Here is a 19,789-nt window from a genome sequence, read left to right as displayed (position 1 = left end):
GCCGTGCTGGCGACCGGTTGGCCGAAGCAGTCCGAGCCGCGCAGGTCCTTGTACAAAACGGCGGTGTCGACGAGGGCGACCGCTAGCTGCTCCTCGCGATCTGGTTCAGCGCGATCTCGACCACGATCGGCTGACGGAGGAGGCATTCCGAGTACGGCCACGTCGAGATGACCGATTGGCGACGTCGGATGTTCCGCGTGCTCCGCTGCCGCAGTGGCGGCGTTTCCGCGCCTTGGCAGCGTCGGGTTCACGGACACGCGGCCGTCTTCGGGGTCAGGCAGAACAAAATGGCCGCGGAAACCCGAAAGCCATGACTGACGAAGTGCACCCTTCGGGGTATCCCGAAGGGGTGGCTTGCGCATTGTTCGGTGCAGTGCGCAACAGGAATACCGCTGGGAAGCTCCGGCACGACTGACCGTGCTCGGCGGGCCGTGCTCGGCGGGCCGTGGCGCGCCGGCGAAACGCCCCCGTCGGCCTACTGCTCAACTGTGCGATAAACGCGAATGGCGACGTGCGACAAGCGCCGCCTTCAGCTCAAGTGACCACCTGGGAGTTTGCGAATGTCGCGATTACCTTTTGAGGGAGTCGCAGCGCCACTCGCAACGGAATGCAGTATTCCGTCGGAAACCAGATCCCACAATGTCTGATTGCACTGCACATCATCGAGCCCCGAAGATCGGCACGAACTCGATGGAATGTTTCTCGACGGCTAGCGTCTCGCTGGCCGTGTTCGCCGCCTCGGCGACAGCGAGAGCCAGCCGAAGACTCTGCCATAAAGGAAAACGACTGGTCGGATAGCTCCGCTGGCGAGCACGATGACTCGCATCTCACCGGATAATCAAACCATAGTCTTGCGTTCATCGCATCGGTTTATCGATAGATAACCGGCGAACTCGGCCGGTTGCTGGGCGAACTCGCGGACTGCACCCAGAGCGCGGTCGCACTCGGCACGACCATGTCGATCGGGAGCTACCGGCCGCTATTCGTCCTGACCGGCTTCCGCGAACGCGCCGGGAGGCACGCTACGCAGTCGGGCGCATGGCAGATAACTCTCCCGCTAACTGGCCGCCAGAGGGGAGTTAGCTGGGAGTTCAACTGGCCACCGACACGCGCGGCACACCGGTAGTAGGTCCGGGCATCCCGATCAGCCGGCGCGGGCCGGAAGCGCGTCACGTGCCCAGCCGCCCCGGCGTCCGGATCGAGCCGCATGCCCTGCCTCGCCCACCGACCGAAGAGCACGTATCCGGTGTCCCGCCACTGTCAGACGGGAGTGGCGTCGTCGGCCGCGGTCCTGGCGCCGCGCTCACGATCGAGCGCACCCCGGGTTTCCGGGCTGGCCAGGATCGCGATGACGAACACCAGGGTCGCGCCCGCCAAGAAGATCACGAGCCGCGAGGGAACGTCCGACAGAGCCGGGCTGAGCAGGCTCACCACGGTCGGCATCAGCCCGCCCAGCATGAAGCCGAGGTTCCAGCTCACTGCGGTGCCTCTGGCCCGCAATTCGGTCGGGTACCGCTCGTTGAGGAAGATCATCAGCGGCGAGTACGCGGCGTTGGACAGCATCACCATGATCACGCACAGCACCGCGACGACCGCGCCGCGATGGCCTCCGGCGGAGGCGATGCCCCAGGTGAGCAACGGCAACGCGAAGAGGTTGCACAGGCCGAACCCGATCATGGTGCGGCGGCGGCCGAGCCGTTCGCTCAGTTCGCCCGCACCGATCGCCGCCCCGATCACCACGACGCTGCTGATCAGCAGGATGGTGCCGCGCTGACCTGCCGGTACCCCCACCACCTCGCTGAGGAGGGTGGGCAAGTACCCGGACGTCAGATAGTACTGCGCGCCGCCGCCGGCGGCCACCGCGATGTTGAGCGCGAGGATCTTCTTTCCGCGGCCCCGAACCAGTTCCCGGAACGGCACCGGAGCCCGCTGTTTCCCTTCGAACTCCGGAGATTCCTCGACCTTGCGCAGCACGAACAAGCTCAGCAGCGCGCTGAGCAGTCCGCAGAAGAACAGCACCCGCCAGCCCCACTGGTCGAATGCCGGGCCGGTGAAGATCGCCGAGACCACGATGTAGGCCAAGCTGGCCAGCGCGGCGCCGAGGCCCGCTCCGCCGGCCCCGATCAGCCCGCTCATCAGGCCGCGCCAGCGCGCGCCGATGCTCTCCGTGCCGAGCGTGTGGGTGGTCGCGGTGACGCCGCCGACGAACAATCCTTGCGCGATCCGCAGCGCCAGGAACAAGATCGGGGCGAGCACGCCCACCGCGGCGTGCGGCGGGACCAGGCCCATCGCGGCGGTGGTGATGCCGACGCCGCCCATGACCAGCACCATGGTGGCCTTGCGTCCCTTGCGGTCGGCCAGCTCGCCGAAGATCGCGGCACCCGCCGGGCGCATCACGACGGTGACCGCGAACGAGCCGAACACCGCGGCGATACCCAGGGTCGGACTGGTGCTCGGGAAGATGTTCTTGCTGATCGGGCCGGCCACGTAGAGCAGCAGGAACAGGTCGAACAAGTCGAAGGACCAGCCGGCGACGGATGCGAATACCGCGGCACGAGGCGACTTTGACCGTGGTGCGATATCGGGTGTCAAGGTTTTCCCCTCACGGGAGACGAGACAGGACAGCGAGAACCAGGACAGGAATCCGAAACGTGAACTCCTGCCCGCGAATCCGGATCAGCGGGACTTCCGGCGCGGGCGACGCAAAGCTGTCCGGATCCGGTCGAACAGCGGAGCGAACAAGAGTTTCAGCGCGCTCGGCGCTTTGACCGGACCGCTGGGCGCCTGCCCGGAGGTCGCGGCTTCGGCCAGGGTGTCCGCGAACTGCTCGAACATGCGTCGGCTCACGTCCCCGGCCAGCGCGCGGCCGAACTGCGCGATGCGCCCGGTGAGATAGACCTTGGCTTCGGCCCGCATCGCGGTGCCGGCGGCGGTGGCCTCGGTGCGCAGCACGATGTCGGCCTGGGTCTGCGCTCCGCCGGTGTCCTGCCCCTGCGCGAGCACGCGCAACCGCTGACTGGCGCGGTCGTGCTCGACGACGTGCGCCACCCCTTTGAACGCGAGCTTGATCGGGCCCACCGAAACGCGCGCGCGGCCGGCATAGTGGTCTTCGCCCAGGTCCTCGGTGAGCTCTGCTCCTGGCAGGCACCGGGCGAGCAGCGACACATCGTCGAACACGCGCCACACCGCGTCCACCGGCACGCCGATCTCGGTCTCGATGTCGACCGCGATCGTCGGATCGCCGTCCGGCAGCACGATGTCGACCCGGCGGGTCTCGGCGGCGTTGCTGTCCTCGTCGGCTTCGCGGCCGTCGGTGCTGCCCGCTTGACCGCTGGCCCGGCCCACAAGCGCCCGGCGCGCGCAGTTGCCCGGGGCGGGAATGCCGTCCGGGTGCGCCGCCCGGGTTTCCTCGACCGCGGCAAGGATGTTGCGATACCCGGTGCAGCGGCAAATGACCCCGGACAGCTCCTCGGGCAGTTCGTCCTCGGTCACTTCGGGCTTGTTGCTGAGCAGGTCGTACGAGCTCATCAAGAAGCCGGGGGTGCAGAAACCGCACTGCAGCGCGTGGTTGCGGCCGAATGCCTCTTGCAGCGGGTGCAGGTCGTCCGGCCGGCCCAGGCCCTCCACGGTGACGATGTCCGCCCCGTCGAGCTGGACCGCGAACAGCAGGCAGGCCCGGGCTGCTTCCCCGTCCACGAGCACCGTGCACATCCCGCACACGCCGTGCTCGCAACCCACGTGCGTGCCGGTGAGCCCGAGGTGGTCCCGCAGCGCGTCGGCGAGCGTCACTCGCGCGGGCACGCTGAGCACGGCAGGCGTTCCGTTCACCGTCATCCTGACCTCGACGGGAGCGTCCGCGGCCGCCTTGACCGCACGCGGTTTTCCTTTTTGCGCCAAGGGTTCGGTCGTTTCCGGAACAGTCTTCACGAGGTCACCTCACCGGCGCTCCTGCGAGCGCGCTCGTATGCCTTGCACAGTTCCCGGCTCGCCAACGTGCGGAAAAGCCGGCGACGGTAGTCGCGGGACGCGTGGGCGTCGCCGTCGGTGTCGACCAGTTCGTCGGCCACCGCCGCGAGCGGGTCGGACAGAGCGCTCGCCAGGCGGCGCACGTCGCCGCCGCACTCACCGAGCGCGGTGGCGAGCTCGGCGCGGACGGAGCGGGTGACCGGCCGATCGGACACGCCGAACCCGGTCAGCTCCGCCTCGGTCTCCGCACCGCGCACCCGGACCCGGACCGCGACCCCGGCGAGCGCGAAATCGCCGTGCCTGCGCGCGATCTCGGCGAACCCGAAGCCTTCCCGATCGCCGCCTGCCGGGAAGCGCACCGCGGTCAGGATGTCGTCCGGTCCGAGCGCGGTGGTCATCGCGCCGGAGAAGAACTCCCGGGCCGGCACCTGACGGGAACCCTCGGTGCCGGTCACGGTCAGCTCGGCGTTCAGGCAGCACGCGACGGCCGGCAGCTCGGCGGCGGGATCGGCGTGCGCGAGGCTCCCGCACACGGTGCCCCGGCTGCGCAGTTCCCGGTGCCCGACCCACGGCAACGCCATGCCCAGCAGGGGAACCGTGGCAGCCGCCGGGTCCCGTTCGACCCGGCGCTGGCGCACCGTGGCGCCGATTTCCAGGTACCCGCCCGCCGTGTCGACCCGGTCCAGCTCCGGGACGGAATTGATGTCCACCAAGGTTTCGGGGCGGGCGAGCCGCATGGCCAGCACAGGGACCAGTGACTGCCCGCCCGCGATGACCTTGCCGCCGCCGCCCGTGCTCGCGAGTTCGGCGATCGCGTCGGACAGACTCGACGGCCGGACGTAGGCGAATGGTGCGGCCTTCATGGTGTCAGCTCACCGGCCCTGGAACTTCGGTGCGCGCTTCTCGGTGAACGCGGCGACGCCCTCAGCGAAGTCGTTGCTGGAGCGCAGCATCGAGTACGCCTTGCGCTCCAGCTCGATGCCGGAGTACAGCGGCGCGTCCACGCCCTTGTCGAGCACCTCCTTGGCGGTGCGCGCGGCGAGCGGGGAGAACCCGAGCAGCACGCCCACGATCCGCTCCACCTCGGCGTCCAGCGCGGCCCGGTCCTCGACCACGTTCGCCACCAGGCCCCAGTCCCCGGCTTGCTGCGCGTTGATCCGGGACGCGGTCATCACGTGGTACTTCGCTCGGGACAGCCCGATCAGCCGGGCGAGGCGCTGGGTGCCGCCGGAGCCGGGAATCATGCCCAGCCGCATTTCCGGCAGCGCGAATTCGGCGCGCCGGGTAGCCACCCGGATGTCGGTGGACAGCGCGAGTTCGAGCCCGACGCCGAAGCAGTAGCCGTCGACCGCGGTGATCACCGGCTTGGGGCTGCGTGCCGGGGCGGTGACGTTCTGCCCCAGGTCGGTGAAGTCGATCGGGTCGACCTCCATGAACCCGGCGATGTCGCCGCCGGAGGAGAAGTGCTCCCCCGCGCCTTGGACGACCACGACCTTGATCTCGTCGTCGGCGTCGATCTCCGCGAACCGGTCGGCCATCACCTGACGGGTCTCCCAGGTGATGATGTTGTACTTGCCGTGATCGAGGGTCAGGTAGGCGACCCGGCCTTCGTGGCCGCGGTCGAGCCTGATCTCGCCTCCGGTGAGTGCCATCGTCAGTGGTTCCTTTCGTTCTGCGAGGTGCTGCCGGTCAGCAGCTCGTGGAGCACGTTTCCGTGCAGGGGCAGGCTGGTGACGTCCACTCCGGCCGGAGCGAGCGCGTCCGCGACCGCGTTGGCGATCGCGACCGGCAGGCTCATGCAACTGCCTTCGCCGCAGCCTTTCGCCCCGAGCCGGGTCAGCGGGGACGGTGTTTCCAGGTGGTCGCTGTTGAGCTCGAAGGTCGTTTCCGCGGTGGTCGGGCACAAGTAGTCCATGAAGGTGGCGGTGGGCTGCCCGGCGTCGGTGTAGCGCATCTCCTCGAACAGCGCGCCGCCCAGTGCGTGTGCGAGCGCGCCGTGCACCTGGCCTTCGAGCAGGGTGGGGTTGAGGATCGTGCCGGCGTCGTGCACGGTGACTACCTGCTCGAGCTTCACCTCGCGGGTGTCCGGGTCGATCCGGACGACGGCCAGTTCCGCGACGAAGCCGTAGCACAGGCTGGAATTGATCTGGTCTGTGCGGCTCGCCGCCTTCGACTGCGGCGGGGTGAACGCTGCTTCCTCGTACAACCGCGCGGACGTGCCTTCCGGCAGCGCGCCGGGATCCCAGTGCACCAACCCGGCCGCGTGCTTGAACGGGACCGCCCGGCCCGTTTCGCCGCGCTGCCGGACGTGTCCCTCGGCGAGCTCCACGTCCTCGGCCGCGACACCGAGCAGGGTGGCTCCGGCGATCTTGACTGTCTCGGCGAGCTTCTCCGCGGCCTCGACCAGCGCGCTGGTCAGCAGCGGTGCGAAGCGTGAGGAGTAGCTGCCCGAACTGATGGTCCACGGGGTGGTGGCGGTGTCCATTTCGACGATCGGGCGCACCTGGTCCAGGGGCAGGCCGAGCTGCTCGGCAACCACCTGCTGCGCGACGGTGGCGTGGCCCTGGCCCTGCGGCACGGTGCCCAGCAGCACCGACACCAGCCCGTTGGGGTCCACGCTGATCCGGACGTGCTCGGTGGAGCCGGACTTGCCGCGCCCGGACGCCCGCTGCTCGGCCGGGGTGGCCAGGCCGACGTAGCCGATGTTGGTCGCGGACGGGTCGACGATGGTGGCCACGCCGAGGCCGAAGTACTCGCCCCTCGCCCGCGCTTCCCGTTGCTTTTCCCGCAGCGCCTGATAGTTCGCGTTCTTCACGACCATGTCCAGTGCGCGGTCGTAGTCGCCGGAGTCGTAGATGCCGCCGGTCGGCGTGGCGTACGGGAAGTCCTCGTGCCGCACGAAGTTCCGCTTGCGCAGCTCGACCGGGTCCAGGCGGCAGGTCTCGGCGACCTTGTCCATCAGCCGTTCCAGGCCGAAGTACAGCTGCTGGCCGCCGAAGCCGCGGTTGAGTCCGGTGGGCGTCTTGTTCGTCACCACCGCACGCGAGCGGATCTCGACAGCGTCGATCTTGTAGGCGCCGGTGATGTTGCCGAAGCAGCGGTACAGCGTGCTGGGCTCCGGCGGCCGCAAGTAGGCACCCACGTTGTCCACCAGGTCGGCCCGCAGCCCCTGCACGATGCCGTCGGCCGACACGGCGGCCTCGAACCGCATCGCCCGGTCAGACCCGGCGGAACTGGCCAGCAGGTGCTCGATGCGATCCTCGGTCCAGCGCACCGGCCGGCCCGCGTGCTTGCTGGCCAGCGCCATCAGCGCGACATAGGGATAGATTCCCGCCTTGATGCCGAAGCTGCCGCCGTTGTCGGCCGGGATCATCAGCCGGATCCGCGACGCGGGCAGGCCGAAGGCACCGGCCAGCACCGCCACCATGGAGAACGGGCCGTGGAAGTTCGCCCACGCCTGGATGGCCGGACCGTCCACTTCGTCCTGCCACTCGGCGACGACCGAGTAGCACTCCATCGGGGTGGAGGAGTAGCGCGGGAAGTGGTACTTGCCCTTCACCACGTGATCCGCGTTGGCGAACACCTCGTCCACCTCGCCGAAGGCGAAGGTCCGGTCGGTCGCGACGTTGCCGTCCGCGTCCTCGTGCAGCCGCGGCGCGTCCGGCAGGAGCGCCTTCTCGACGTCGACCACCGGCGGCAGCGGCTCGTAGTCGATTTCGACGAGTTCCGCCGCGTCCTCGGCCAGGTACCGGTCGCCTGCGACGACGACCGCGACCGGTTCTCCGACGAAGCGCACCTTGTCCGTCCCTGTCGGGTAGTACGGCATCGGTGTCTTGAGCGCCAGCGGGAACGGCCGGAGGGTCGCCTTGACCTCCTCGGGACCGATCACCGCGGCGACCCCGGGGTGCCGGCGGGCCCGCTCGAGGTCGACGCCGCGGATCCGGGCGTGCGGGTGCGGGCTGCGCACGATCGCCGCGGTCAGCGTGCCCGGCAACGGGTCCATGTCGTCGAGGAACCTGCCGCGGCCGGTGAGCAGCGCGGGGTCCTCGACTCGCGCCGTCCTCCTGGCCGGTTTGTCGGAGACTGCGTTCATTCGGCTCACCTGCCTGCTTCTGCGGCGCTGTCGGACAGCGCGCGGTAGTTGCCGGAGCTCAGTTCGCGGCGCAGGATCTTGCCCACCCCGGATTTGGGAATGGTCTCGACGGCGACGAACCGCTTGGGGCGTTTCAACGACGGCAGCCCGGACTGCTCGCGAACGAAGGTCTCCAGCACTTCGGTCGCGTGTTCGGGGGTCATGCCGTCGCCCGGGATGAAGAACGCGGTGGCGGCCTGGCCCCACCGGTCGTCCGCGATGCCGACGACGACCAGCTCGCGCACCGCCGCGCAGCGGATCAGCGCGTCCTCGATCTCCTCCGGGTAGATGTTCTCGCCGCCGGAGTTGATCATGTCGTCGACCCGGCCGGCGACCCAGAGGTCCCCGTCCTCGTCGGCGATCGCCAGGTCGCCGGGGAAATACCAGCCGCCGCGAATGGAGCTGGCGTCGGCGTCGGGACGGCGCCAGTACCCGGCGAACGCCTCGGGACTGGACATCGAGACGGCGATCTGCCCCTGCTCCCCCGGCTTCACTTCGGCGTCCGGCGGCGCCGCGGGATCCGGGTCCACCAGCCGGACCCGGGAGAAGATGCCGGCGCGGCCCGCCGACCCCGGCTTCGCGACAACGTCCGGGCCGATCGTGAAGGTGTAGATCTCGGTGCTGCCGAAGTGGTTGACGAACGACTCCGGTTCCAGCGCGCCAGCGAGTTGCTCGGCCAACGCCGGCGTCATCGACGAGCCGGCGTAGGCCAGCCTGCGCACGGTTCGCGCCTCGGCGAGCCGGCCGGTGCGCACCAGCGACCAGTAGATCGTCGGCACCAGGTACAGCGAACCGATCCCCTCCGCGGTGATCAATTCGAGCGTCTCGTCCGCGTCGAACTTCACCTGCGGCACCCAGGTTCCCGCGCCGACCAGAGTGGCCAGCAGAGTGCGCAGCCCCATCGTGTGGAACAGCGGCATGACGCCCAGCGTGGCGTCGAAGCGAGACTGTCCACTCTGGATCAAATGCGCGATCGCCGCGTGGTGCTCGGCGGAGTGCGTGCGCGGCACGCCCTTCGGCTTCCCGGTGGTGCCCGAGGTGTAGAGCATCACGCTGATGTCCTGATCAGACACTCGGATGCCCAGGCAGCCGCTCGGCTGAGCCAGCGCCCGGCGCTCGACGGTGTCCTCGCCCGTTGACCCGGAGGCGATCCGGGCCACCGGGGGCAGCCCAACCAGCGCCTCGTCCGCGAGAGCCGCGGTCGAGGCGTCGGTGATCACCAGGGCGGGCGCGGCGTCGGCGACGCAGTAGGCAAGTTCGGGCGGCGCGAACCGGAAGGACAGGGGCACCGAGACCGCACCGAGCTTCTGCACGGCCAGGTGCAGGCTGGCCAGCGGTTCGCCACCGGCGAGCGAAAGCACCACCCGTTCGCCGGGCCGGACGCCGAGCTCGGCCAGCGCCCGTGCCAGCCGGTCGGTGTGCGCATCCCACTCCGCATAGGTCATGGGGCTTCTGCCGCCCACCGCGCGACGCCGGGGATAACGCTCCGCCGTCCAGCGCAGAACCGTGCCCAGATCCATGACCGTCCCTCCATCGCGACAGCGGTCGTGCCGATCGGAACTACCGTACGTAACACACGGTACGATTCTGACCGTCTGTTTCGGATGGTTGCGAAGCTACGATATGGTTCGGAGCATGTCAACGGTTCGGTTGTCGACGACGTCGTACGTGGTGCTCGGCATGATCGCGCTGCGCGGTCCTTCCACGTCCTACGACCTCAAACGCGCGATCGGCCGCTCAGTGGGCTACTTCTGGAACTTCCCGCACGCGCAGCTGTACTCGGAACCCAAACGGCTCGAGGAAGCCGGCCTGCTGGAACTCGACGAGGAAGATTCGGGGCGCCGGCGCAAAACGTTCTCGATCACCGAAGCCGGCCAGAAGGCGCTGCGCGGCTGGATGACCGAGCCCGTCGACGAGCATTTCGAACTGCGCGACGTAGCGGAGATCAAGCTGTTCTTCAGCGAGCTGGCCGGACCGGACGACGTGGCACAGCTCGCGAAGGGTCAGGTCGAGCAGCACGAGCGCCGGATCGCCGAATACGAGGAGATGCAGCGCCGCTTCGGCCACATCGAGGAAGTCGCCGGCCGGATGATCACCCTGGAACTCGGGCTCGGCATGGAATACGCCGCCCTCGAGTTCTGGCGCGGCGTACGCGAACGCGCCGACCGCGGCGAGTTCGAGATCGGAAAGCAGTCGCCTCGGGACTAGCGTCCCCGCGCCGGCGGCCGCCGCCCGGAACGCAGCTCTCTGCCTCGTCCACCCGGTTACCTCGCGCCGACAACGCACCGCGGGAACCGTTGGGCCTGGTGTGCGCCCTTGGGCTCCAAGACCTCGGAAACCGCCCAGAGCGACGCGGCGAAGTTCAGCCTTTGATCCGCAACCGGCCGGCCGTAGTCAGCTGCCGCCGGACAGACGACCCCCGCACGGACGGAGACCGCACGGTCACCTCTGCCGGCGCAGCATGCCGCCCCCCTTCGACCGGCGTTGCCGGTCGTGTACTTTTTGCGTCGACCGAGAGAAATGGTGATCGCCTTCAACGACGGAGCGAACGGCGACGTCAGCTGGACGAGGACATTGAGCAGCTCCCTTTAGCGCAAAGAGAGTTCCTGCTCGTCGAGACGGTGAAGACGCACCGTTTCCACGTATTCAAGAAGCCTCTCGCGCGCAGCCACGCGCATGCGGATGGGATCGCCTACGACAGCGACGTCTTCATCCCCAGAAATCGGGCCGCGACGCGGGGCGGAAAGGCCGGATCTCGGCCTCCGTCGACTCTCCTCGCTGATCTCGAGGAGGAACGATGACGAAGCTGCGCCAGAACCGCGAACCGGAACAGTCCGTCCTCCGGAACTGGGCGCTCGCGGCCGGGCTAGGCGTTGGCTCGGCGGAGGCGTTAGGCTGCCTGCGCGCGAACCGCGTCGCCAGCCCCCGCAGAAGCGCCGTGCAAAGCTTCCCATCGGACGTCGTGCACCGCGGGCCAGAGACTGGCCGCCCACGCGATCTCCTGCTCTTCCGCGGTGAACGGCCGCCACCGGAAGTCCTGATATGCCTGTGGGTGCCGAAAACTATGTCACATCATGCGACCTGCTGATATTCGTAGATCAGACCGCCAAGTCGACCGTGCCGACGTACCGATCTGGCATCACGCATCCGGACCGGAACCTGCCGTTCGGGCGGTCGTTGGCCCAAGGAGCGATGAGGTCGATGGTGATTGAAGTGATCGACATACTCGGCCAGGACCTGTTCGAGATGAGGCCGGTTGACGATAAGCATCCGATCCAGACACTCGCGGCGAACGCTGCCCACCCAGCGTTCAGCGATCGCGTTCGCCCGCGGCGCCCGAACAGGACTGCGCAGGATGTCGATGCCGACCGAGGCGAACACCGCATCGAACGCAGTGGTGAACTTCGCGTCTCGGTCACGGATCAGAAACCGTAAACTGTCCACGCGACCATCAAGCTTCATCAGCAAATTCCGGACCTGCTGAACCACCCACTCCGCAGTCGGATGAGCGGTCACCCCTGCAACATGGACACGACGACGGTCGTGTTCAACAAAAAACAACACGTACAACCGGCGCAGCAACACCGTGTCGACGTGGAAGAAGTCGACCGCCAGGATGCCCTTAGCCTGGGTAGTGAGGAACTGCTTCCATGTCGGTCCCGTTCGGCGCGGCGCCGGGTCCAAGCCTGCACCCTTGAGGATCGTCCATACCGTCGATGCCGCGACTGTGTGCCCCAGCCCGACGAGTTCACCGTGGATTCGTCGGTAGCCCCATCGTGGGTTGTCCCGGGCCATCTCCAGCACCAACCGGCGGATCGCTGCCGCGACCGCCGGGCGCCCTGGTTGGCGTCGACAGGTCCACCTACGCCGCACTAACGAGGCGTGCCATCGCAAGATCGTCCGTGGCGACACGATCAACGGCAACCGACGCCAGTTCGGCACCAGCCGCACCAACGCCGACAACACAGCGCGATCAGCCCAGGTCAGATGTGGCCGCGTCACCTGGCGCCGCAGCACAGCCAACTGATGACGCAGCACGAGGATCTCCACATCCTTCGCGGCCGCGGGCCGCGCACACAGCACCAGCCACCCGAACACCCGCGCCACCAGCAGATACAGAAACCTTATGACCACAACTCGTGATCATCGACCACCGGGCAGTCACCCCATCAACCACCCGCCCACACGCCACGAACCAGCTGGTCAGAACCTATGACAGCGTTTCCGGCACCCACAGGGTTTTCTTCCGGTTCTGGATTGTCCATTGTGGTCGTTGGCGAGCCCGAGACTTCTCGCCGACTGCTGCGGGATGATCGCCGCCGTCGCTTCCGCCGCCGCGAACGCCACCTGAGGCAAGACCGTCGTGTAGGTGTCGGAGGTGACGGTGATCGAGGAATGCCGCAGCATCCTGTGAGTGCCGAGAACTGTGTCACGTCATGTGACCTGCTGATATTCATGGATCAGTCCGCCGAGCCGATCACGACGCCGAACCCGCCCCGAGCCGGTCATGCGGCCGGGTACCGAGACTTGATCGGGCGGCCGTTGATGCAAGGAGCGATGAGGTCGATGGGGGTTGAAGTAATCGACATACTCGGCCAGCACTTGCTCCAGATGAAGGTGCCGTCGTGGCAGGAGATGGCCCCAGGCGTATAAATCGAGGCCGGGGAAGATCGTCTCGACGAAGAACGCGATGCCGTCCATGGTGGACAGCGGGCCGACCACCTTGCTCGTAGGTGTCCATTAGCCAGCGCAATAGGATGTCCATCGCGGACCTGCGGATCATGTCCAACAGTGCGCCGACCGCGAACAGCGCTCCCGCCCGCCTGAGCCGACCGCGTTCCGCCGCTCCGCGACCAACGTCAGCGCAGGCATCCCCGAACGACAACTGCCCCAGGACTAGCGCCCCGGACGGATTCCCGTCCGGAGTGAGCACGCCAGGCAGTTCGTCGGGCCGGCTGTTCGTGTTGAGCGGGCGCACGGGCTCGTGGCGGGGGAACGTGATCCGGCCGCGGCCAGGCCTCGCAGGCTCATACGCGCGCAACGTCGCGATGCCGCTGCCGAAAACCGACATGCGCCGCCGACATTTCAACCGCGAGTGTCGTGGCTAGCACCATCGTCCGCTGTCCTTGTTCAGACGATGCCCTTGCGGACAGACCATCAAGAACGCACAGCTCGGCCAGCCGGTCGGGCGATCCTGCGGACGGGCCGGCTGAAGAGTCCCGCCGCGGCGCACATAAGCAGCGCGGCCGTACACACGAGGGTCCCGGCTTGAGGTCCGAGCGCGTGGGCAACCGAGCCGATGATGTTGTTGGTCGCCAACAGGGTCACACTCTGGATCACCGAGAGGATTGCCTGTACACGAGCGAGATGAGTATCAGGAGCGGCGCTGAGGAGCAGCGGGCTGGGGTGGCTGACGAACATGCCGCTCGCCGCGCCGACGCCTAACGCGCCCGTGATGGCCATTGGCAGCGCTGGCGCGAGGCCAACCGCCAGTTCGCCCACGGCGACCACCGCCAGCGCGAGCGCGGCAACAATGCCGGAGCGGGCGAAGATCCCGCGGCGACTGATGATCAGGGTTACGACGATCGTGCCCATGCTCTGGGCTCCGACCACAAACCCCGCACCGGTCGAACCCCATCCGTGCTCTCGCGCCAGCAGCGGGATCAGCAAAGTTGCAAAAGGCAGCACGAATCCCGCCGCGCCCGCGACGAGCAACAGGACGGGTCCCAGTCCGGAGGTCCTGACCGCGACCTGGATCCCTTCCCACACCTCGCGCAGGATGTGCTTGCGCTGCGCGGGCGACGGCGGGGTGAACGGCGGACGCACCACAACCAGCACGACCAGTACCACGGCGAAGGTGATCGCGTCGGCCCATGCCGCTGCGGAGAGCCCGGCGAATGCCACCAAGGCACCACCGATAGGAGCACCGACCAGACTAATCACCTGCGTTCCGCTCTGACGAAGCGCGACTGCCCGCGGGAGCAATTCGGGCTCGACGAGCCGGCGGGGCATCGATCCGGACGAGGGCAGGTAGAAGGCGTCGTTTGTGCCGACTATGAGGGCAGCTATCACGAGAATGGCCAACGGTGCCCCAGCTGCCCCCGACACGACAGCCAGTGTTACGGCGACAACCAGCATCACGGCATCACCGACGATCATGACCTGTCGGGCACCGAGCCGATCGCCGACGGCGCCGCCGAACAAGAGCAGAATCGTCCGCGGCAGCGCGACCGCCGACAGAATCCAACCGGCCGCCAGGCCGCCGTGAGCCGAGGCCGCCCACCCCAATGCGAAGTACAAAGCGGCGTCGCCGAGTTGCGACACCAGAGCACCGCCCAGCCAGACGTGAAAAATGCGGGGAAGCACGGCTTTCTCCGCTGTACTGGACGATGCTGTCACCACGAATCTCCCCCAGTGGTGCACGTGCGCGATGGGCATTCCGGCCGTCGGAAGCCATCCACAGCGTGCTCGACCTCGGCTGCAAATACCAAGAGCCACCAATCATATCCACGGCGTGCGGACAGCATTACAGCGAAAGGGGGCCCGGGTCCGCCGGGAGCCCAACCGGGACTGTGATGCTTGGTCTGCCTTCGACGTTGGCAGGGATCGTGAACGGCGCGAACTCAGCTTGCGCTGCTACAGCAGCCACCGGGTCGGAACGCCGCAGCTCACCGATCGCCAGTTTCGGACGCGAACAGCCGGGACCGAGCTCGACATCCACTCGGTTGTGGGCAGCGTCCAGCAACGCGACCTCGCCTGATAGGTCGGCCGGCACCACAGCGGCTCCGAGCCGCCGCAGTAGCCTGGTCACCTCCTGCAGATCGTTCTCGCGTCCGACAGGGACCGGCAGTTGCGCGACATATGCGACCCAGGCCGTGAAATAAGCGGCGGTCGCTTCTTCACTCAACCGAATGTCGGTTTCGACCAGTTCACGCCCGGCCCTCTCGAGCGCGTCGGCTGCGGCACGCACGGCAGCGCGGATCCGGGGATCGACCGACGCGAGTATTGCGTCCGAGCACACGCGCCCACGCGCTGGCGCTTCTGTTGCGGCTCAGGGCGAAGGTATCCGAACGCCGCCGGGGCTATACGGGCATCAGCATGTCACGGAGAAGTATTCGGAACATCCCACCCGGCTCACTCCGCTACAACCCGACCTCAGGCCAACCGTTGAGCACTTAACTGAGGACGCCGACCTAGAGTGTTGGCCTATAAACTAGGCCCCTGGGCTTTCCCATTGCGCCCTGTTCACCCCGTCCGAGTCCGGCATCACGGCGCACCAATCGCCCATCAATCTGTCCGCCAGCATGAGGGAGAAACCCTCACCCGTAACCTCAGAGAGCGTATCGGCACCACCGGGGTAGGCCCGATAGCGCAGCTCACCGGGCAGCAGTGGGGCTGCGAAGGCCGTGAAGTCGTCCTCCAATAGCTCATTCCGGGGTTGCAACGCCGGATCGCTTATCACGCAAACCAGTGAACGTGGCCGCATGAGCCGGGCCACCTCGGCTGCGTTCTCCCGACTTACGCGGAACCATCGGCACCCGGAGGTACCGTACGCCCAGCGCTCACACACTAAGGTGAGGCGTTCGGATATCTTCGCCACCGTCTCCCAAAAACTCTCGTCCGCGACGGCACCAACAGGATTCGAGATCGCGGTGGGCTCAGGAGCTGCGTCGCGCCACTGGAGAATCGCGTCCTGGGAACGGAGTCTCGCGAGATCGGCGGCCACCGCTCGCGTCAGGTAGAGGTGTACAGCCCCGTCCCATCCCGACTCGATCTGAAGCCGCTCCGGGATGGAAAGCTGGCAATACGGCCCGCGCCCCGCTGCCATTCCCTCGACAAGGTCAATCGCCTGCGGGAACTGGACCTCCGCGCCGTTGCGAAGGCCGCGGTGCCTGTCAGGAAGGGGGTCATTCACCAGTAGCTCGCCGACCTCTAGAAAGTCAATGCCGCTCTTCGCGATCACCGCAGTGAGCACCTGGCGCAGTGCTGCCGCATACGAACTCCAGGCATCTGCGTCTGCCAACCCCTCTCTCACTCGCTCACTGCGAGGGCTGATGATCAACTCCTTGCTCATTTCGCCAGCCATGTCAGCCCTCACAGCTCTCCATCAGGCCCGATGTCCAGTCCGCAGGTTCCATCTCGAGCTGAGTCCTTAGTCGGCTGGAAGGGATTTCGGAAATTCGCACCCTTGAAAACGGCATCCATGTTCTCCCAGATCGCTGTATTACCTGCGGACACCTGCTCGGTCTTCGTGTATCCCAAGTACTTTGGTCCGACAGGCGCTCGGCGCGGCAGATCGGACGTCCCCACCACGTTGCCTCGACCAGAACCCGCCGGGTGGTGACGGTGTAGCGGCCGCGCGTGAGAGTCGCCTTCGTCCACTGCCGATCGGCCAGCGTCAAGGTCAACGTCGTAAGGCCCGCCTGGATGGCGACACCCCAACGCCAGGCAAACCCGAGCACCGCGAGTCCGGTCACGTATCCGAGCAACAACACCCACGGCCACCGGGGCCGCTTCCGGAACGGGGAATGGCCGGTCCACAGGACCGTTTCGCCGGGTTCCAGCTCCTCTGGTCTTCGTCCTCCCATACTGAATGCATACCCCGTCGGCACTCCCCTGACTCGTGACTTCCTCGCCGCCCGCGAAGGCGTCGTCGCATAGGCTCAAGCAACGCCACCTTGCTCAGAATGCTTCCATGAAACGCGATAATTTGCACCTCAATATCGATGCAAAACGTATTTGTTTCCTTTTCCAGCCGAGGTTTCCGCAGTTTTCGAAGACGTCCAGGAGCCGCTGCGCTCGTGATCGACCAGTCGGCACGATCAGCATGACGCATCGCGGTCCAGGTTCGAGCGGCTGTCGTCCGCGAGCGGGGTTCCGGCTCAGTCACGATCACGGTGCCGCCCGACGCTTCTGCCTCGGGCGTGCCGGGATACTTCGGCTTTCCGCCCGCGGCCGGACGAGGCACTGATCAGGGTCGAGGTCACGCAGCCGCGGCGGTGCGCGCCAGGCAGTGGCCGTCTCGGTTCAGCCCGCGTCCAGATACGCCGCCGCCACCTTCTTGGGCACGCACATCATCCAAGCGTTGACCACCAGCTCGGCGAGTTCGTCAGCGTCGAGTTCGCTCAGCACCGCACGGACCCAATTGAAGCGCAGGTCCGACTCACGGGGAAGCTGGAACTTGTGCGGCTCGGCAGCGACGAGTCCGGCGCGATGCTCCTTCGGATACGCGAACCCCATCGTCGATTCGTCCGGTGACAACGCGAGGTAGACGAGCCGTCCGACGCGGAACTTCACCTGGTCTCGCACGACTCCTTCCTCGCTTCGCGGCAACGACGCGGTGAGCGCGCGGATGTCCTCGGCAGTGACCACTGTTCCTCCTCGCGAGCCCTTTGCGATCGAACCTTGCCGTTATCCGCGTCGTCTCATGACCGGCCGATCAACCGGTCGACTGTCTGCCGCGGCATTGGCAACACTGAAGTATGGCAGTCGGCGACCATGTCCGGGTCTCCTTTTCCGGCAACGAAAAGCAACCGCCGGCTCCGGATGCCCCAGTCCCGGGTCAAGCCCGGGATAGGTCCATGGTCCAGTTCGTCTCCCAGGTCTCGCCGCCGTCGCGGGAGAACCGCTGCTCCCAGCGCGGAGTGTCCGTCGTGGTGCCGGACCAGACGAAGTGGACCCGGACCGGCGCGCCGTCGTGAACGTCGTCGCCGTAGAAGTCGCCGCGTCCGTGCCGGAAGACCCCCTCGACCGCCGGGAACAGCACGCCGGTGCGGGTGTCCGACCAGTAAATGCGCCACACTTTTTTCTCCAGGTCGAACAGGCGCAGGGTGACGCCGCCGAACCCGTGCGTCGGGAAGGTCACCTCATCGATATTGCCGACTCCGTCGAGTACTCGAGGAGGGCAGCCAGTCGTCGATTGGCCACGTTCCAGGAGCCGAAGAGAAAGTCGAAGTCATGCATGCGCCCACTATCGAGGGAGCGATCGCGCCGGTCAAGGGCGATTCCGGGAACTTCGGACATACCCAACACGTTCCGCGCGGATGATTTCGCTCGCCAGCTCAGGCACTTGTCCGTGCCTCGGACCATCAACACCCGAATCGAGCAGTTGATCATGCACTGTCAACGTGAAATCCGCATTGCGCAAAGGGTTTTATGCGTTCTTCGCGTCCCGGCCGCGAGACGCGAGCAGCCGCGGTCATCGGGCGGAACTGCCGAATTCGTAGGCCCTCAGGGGGAAGTGGTTGGCGTCCCACATGGTTTCCAATGTGGACGCCGGGCGGAGAGGCGCGTCGCCGTGTTCGTCGAAGTAGTAGCTGTTCGCCGAGGAGCACTGGCCTTGGAAGAAAATCTGCTTGTCGCGTCGTCCGAGCATCGCTTGGAAGTACTCGGCGTTCGCTTCCTGGGTGACCTCGATCCGGGTCGCGTTGCGTTTTCTGGCTGCTTTGAGCAGGCGGATGATGTGTTGGCTCTGGGTTTCGATCAGGGTGAAGTAGGACGATCCGTTGTATCCGTAGGGGCCGAGAATCGAAAAGAAGTTGGGGAAGCCGGGCACGCTGACGCCGTGGTAGGCCTGGAAGCGGTTCTCGGTCCAGAACGTCTCCAGGTCGGTTCCGCCGGAGCCGCGCACCGGGTACGCCGGCATGTTGCCTTTCTCGAAGACCTTGAAGCCGGTGGCCAGGATCAGGACGTCGGCCTCGTGCGTGTGGCCGTCGGTCGTGCGCACGCCGGTCGGGGCGATCGCCTCGATGGAGGTTGTCTCGAGGCGGACGTTCGAGCGGTTGAACGTCTTGAGGTAGCTGTTGGAGAAGCTGGGACGCTTGCACCCCAGGGAGTACGCGGGGGTGAGCTTTCGGCGCACCTCCGGATCCTTGACCGAGCGCTTGAGGTGGAGGCGGCCGAGTTTTTCCCCGAAGCTGGCCGTCGGGACATAGCCGTGAAAGTGCGCGGCGAGCGGGAACGTGACTTCCACATAGGACTGGCTGATCAGCCTGGCGACGGCCTTGCTGCCCGGGACGAGTCCGAGTGCGGTCCGAAGCGGTCCGGCGATGCCGGCGTCGGGCTTGGGCAGGCACCAGATCGGGGTGCGCTGGAAAACGGTGAGGTGCTCGACGTCCGGCGCGATGGACGGGATGATCTGCACCGCCGAGGCGCCGGTGCCGATGATCGCGACGCGTTTGCCTGTCAGATCCGCGCCGTGGTCCCAGCGGGCGGTGTGCATGAGCGTGCCCGCGAAGTCGTCGACGCCGGGGATGTCGGGCTTCTTGGGTTTCGTGAGCACGCCAGTGGCATTGACGACGTACCGGGCGGTGAGGGTTTCGCCGTCGCCGAGCCGGACGCGCCACAGCGAGGTCGCGTCGTCGTACTCGGCTCCGGCGACTGTCGTGCGCAGGCGGCTGCGGCGGCGGATGTCGTACTTGTCGACGCAGTGCTCGGCGTAGGCCTTCAACTCGGCGCCGGGCGCGTAGACGCGGGACCAGCCGGAGAGCTGCTCGAACGAAAACTGGTAGGAGAACGACGGGATGTCGACGCCGACCCCGGGGTAGGTGTTCCAGTGCCAGGCGCCGCCGAAGCCGTCGCCCTCCTCGAGGACGAGGTAGTCGCCGAACCCGGCGCGGTCGAGCAAGATGGCGGCGCCGATGCCGGACAGTCCGCCCCCGACGATGAGCACCTCGTGGTCGGGACGGATGT

General features: G+C 67.0%; 15 protein-coding genes. 1 reads left to right on the top strand and 14 read right to left on the bottom strand.

Annotated elements, in window-relative coordinates; translation table 11 throughout:
• Positions 1–1,260 precede the first annotated feature (1,260 nt).
• The 6 genes from PUT80_RS15780 to PUT80_RS15755 form a co-directional block, all read right to left on the bottom strand.
• Positions 1,261–2,514, bottom strand: coding sequence for an MFS transporter (locus PUT80_RS15780; protein WP_275292487.1), 1,254 nt, complete (start codon positions 2,512–2,514; stop codon positions 1,261–1,263).
• 162 nt (positions 2,515–2,676) lie between these two features.
• Entirely contained in the window at positions 2,677–3,927 is a 1,251-nt protein-coding gene (locus PUT80_RS15775; RefSeq protein WP_275292485.1) for a 2Fe-2S iron-sulfur cluster-binding protein, read from the bottom strand.
• Complete coding sequence (locus PUT80_RS15770) at positions 3,924–4,829, bottom strand: FAD binding domain-containing protein (protein ID WP_037817700.1); 906 nt, start codon at positions 4,827–4,829, stop codon at positions 3,924–3,926. Before PUT80_RS15770 ends, PUT80_RS15775 begins: the two co-directional genes overlap by 4 nt.
• Before the next feature lie 9 nt (positions 4,830–4,838).
• A complete protein-coding gene (locus tag PUT80_RS15765; RefSeq protein WP_020661416.1) occupies positions 4,839–5,618 on the bottom strand; it encodes an enoyl-CoA hydratase/isomerase family protein in 780 nt (259 codons plus the stop codon).
• 2 nt (positions 5,619–5,620) lie between these two features.
• On the bottom strand, positions 5,621–8,059 hold the full coding sequence (locus tag PUT80_RS15760; protein ID WP_020661417.1) for a xanthine dehydrogenase family protein molybdopterin-binding subunit: 2,439 nt from the start codon (positions 8,057–8,059) through the stop codon (positions 5,621–5,623).
• A 5-nt stretch (positions 8,060–8,064) separates the two neighbouring features.
• The gene (locus PUT80_RS15755; protein WP_037817702.1) at positions 8,065–9,618 is read right to left on the bottom strand and encodes an AMP-binding protein; all 1,554 of its coding nucleotides are present in this window, start codon (positions 9,616–9,618) and stop codon (positions 8,065–8,067) included.
• Between the two features lie 115 nt (positions 9,619–9,733).
• Between PUT80_RS15755 and PUT80_RS15750 the strand changes: the two genes are divergently transcribed.
• A complete protein-coding gene (locus PUT80_RS15750; protein ID WP_037817708.1) occupies positions 9,734–10,306 on the top strand; it encodes a PadR family transcriptional regulator in 573 nt (190 codons plus the stop codon).
• Positions 10,307–11,170: 864 nt separating this feature from the next.
• On the opposite strand, the gene PUT80_RS15745 is transcribed toward PUT80_RS15750, so the two are convergent.
• The 8 genes from PUT80_RS15745 to PUT80_RS15710 all read right to left on the bottom strand — a co-directional run bounded on the left by PUT80_RS15745 (position 11,171) and on the right by PUT80_RS15710 (position 19,787).
• Complete coding sequence (locus PUT80_RS15745; protein WP_240690895.1) at positions 11,171–12,205, bottom strand: integrase core domain-containing protein; 1,035 nt, start codon at positions 12,203–12,205, stop codon at positions 11,171–11,173.
• A gap of 327 nt (positions 12,206–12,532) precedes the next feature.
• A complete protein-coding gene (locus PUT80_RS15740) occupies positions 12,533–12,799 on the bottom strand; it encodes a hypothetical protein (protein WP_134668375.1) in 267 nt (88 codons plus the stop codon).
• 456 nt (positions 12,800–13,255) lie between these two features.
• The gene (locus tag PUT80_RS15735; protein WP_275292477.1) at positions 13,256–14,497 is read right to left on the bottom strand and encodes an MFS transporter; all 1,242 of its coding nucleotides are present in this window, start codon (positions 14,495–14,497) and stop codon (positions 13,256–13,258) included.
• A gap of 127 nt (positions 14,498–14,624) precedes the next feature.
• Positions 14,625–15,068, bottom strand: a complete 444-nt coding sequence (locus PUT80_RS15730; RefSeq protein ID WP_167754399.1) for an amidase family protein — start codon at positions 15,066–15,068, stop codon at positions 14,625–14,627.
• A gap of 243 nt (positions 15,069–15,311) precedes the next feature.
• The gene (locus PUT80_RS15725; RefSeq protein ID WP_275292475.1) at positions 15,312–16,172 is read right to left on the bottom strand and encodes a hypothetical protein; all 861 of its coding nucleotides are present in this window, start codon (positions 16,170–16,172) and stop codon (positions 15,312–15,314) included.
• Positions 16,173–17,125: 953 nt separating this feature from the next.
• Positions 17,126–17,470, bottom strand: coding sequence for an MmcQ/YjbR family DNA-binding protein (locus tag PUT80_RS15720; RefSeq protein WP_037819993.1), 345 nt, complete (start codon positions 17,468–17,470; stop codon positions 17,126–17,128).
• Positions 17,471–17,660: 190 nt separating this feature from the next.
• The gene (locus PUT80_RS15715) at positions 17,661–17,963 is read right to left on the bottom strand and encodes a hypothetical protein (protein ID WP_240690929.1); all 303 of its coding nucleotides are present in this window, start codon (positions 17,961–17,963) and stop codon (positions 17,661–17,663) included.
• Positions 17,964–18,296: 333 nt separating this feature from the next.
• Positions 18,297–19,787 (bottom strand): NAD(P)/FAD-dependent oxidoreductase, encoded by a 1,491-nt coding sequence (locus PUT80_RS15710; RefSeq protein ID WP_275292516.1) that lies wholly within the window; start codon positions 19,785–19,787, stop codon positions 18,297–18,299.
• Between the last annotated feature and the right edge of the window lie 2 nt (positions 19,788–19,789).

This window comes from Amycolatopsis sp. La24 (assembly GCF_029087445.1).
Classification (GTDB): Bacteria; Actinomycetota; Actinomycetes; order Mycobacteriales; family Pseudonocardiaceae; genus Amycolatopsis; species Amycolatopsis nivea.
The sequence above is the reverse complement of the archived record's forward strand: the minus strand, read 5'-3'. Positions and strand labels throughout refer to the sequence as shown.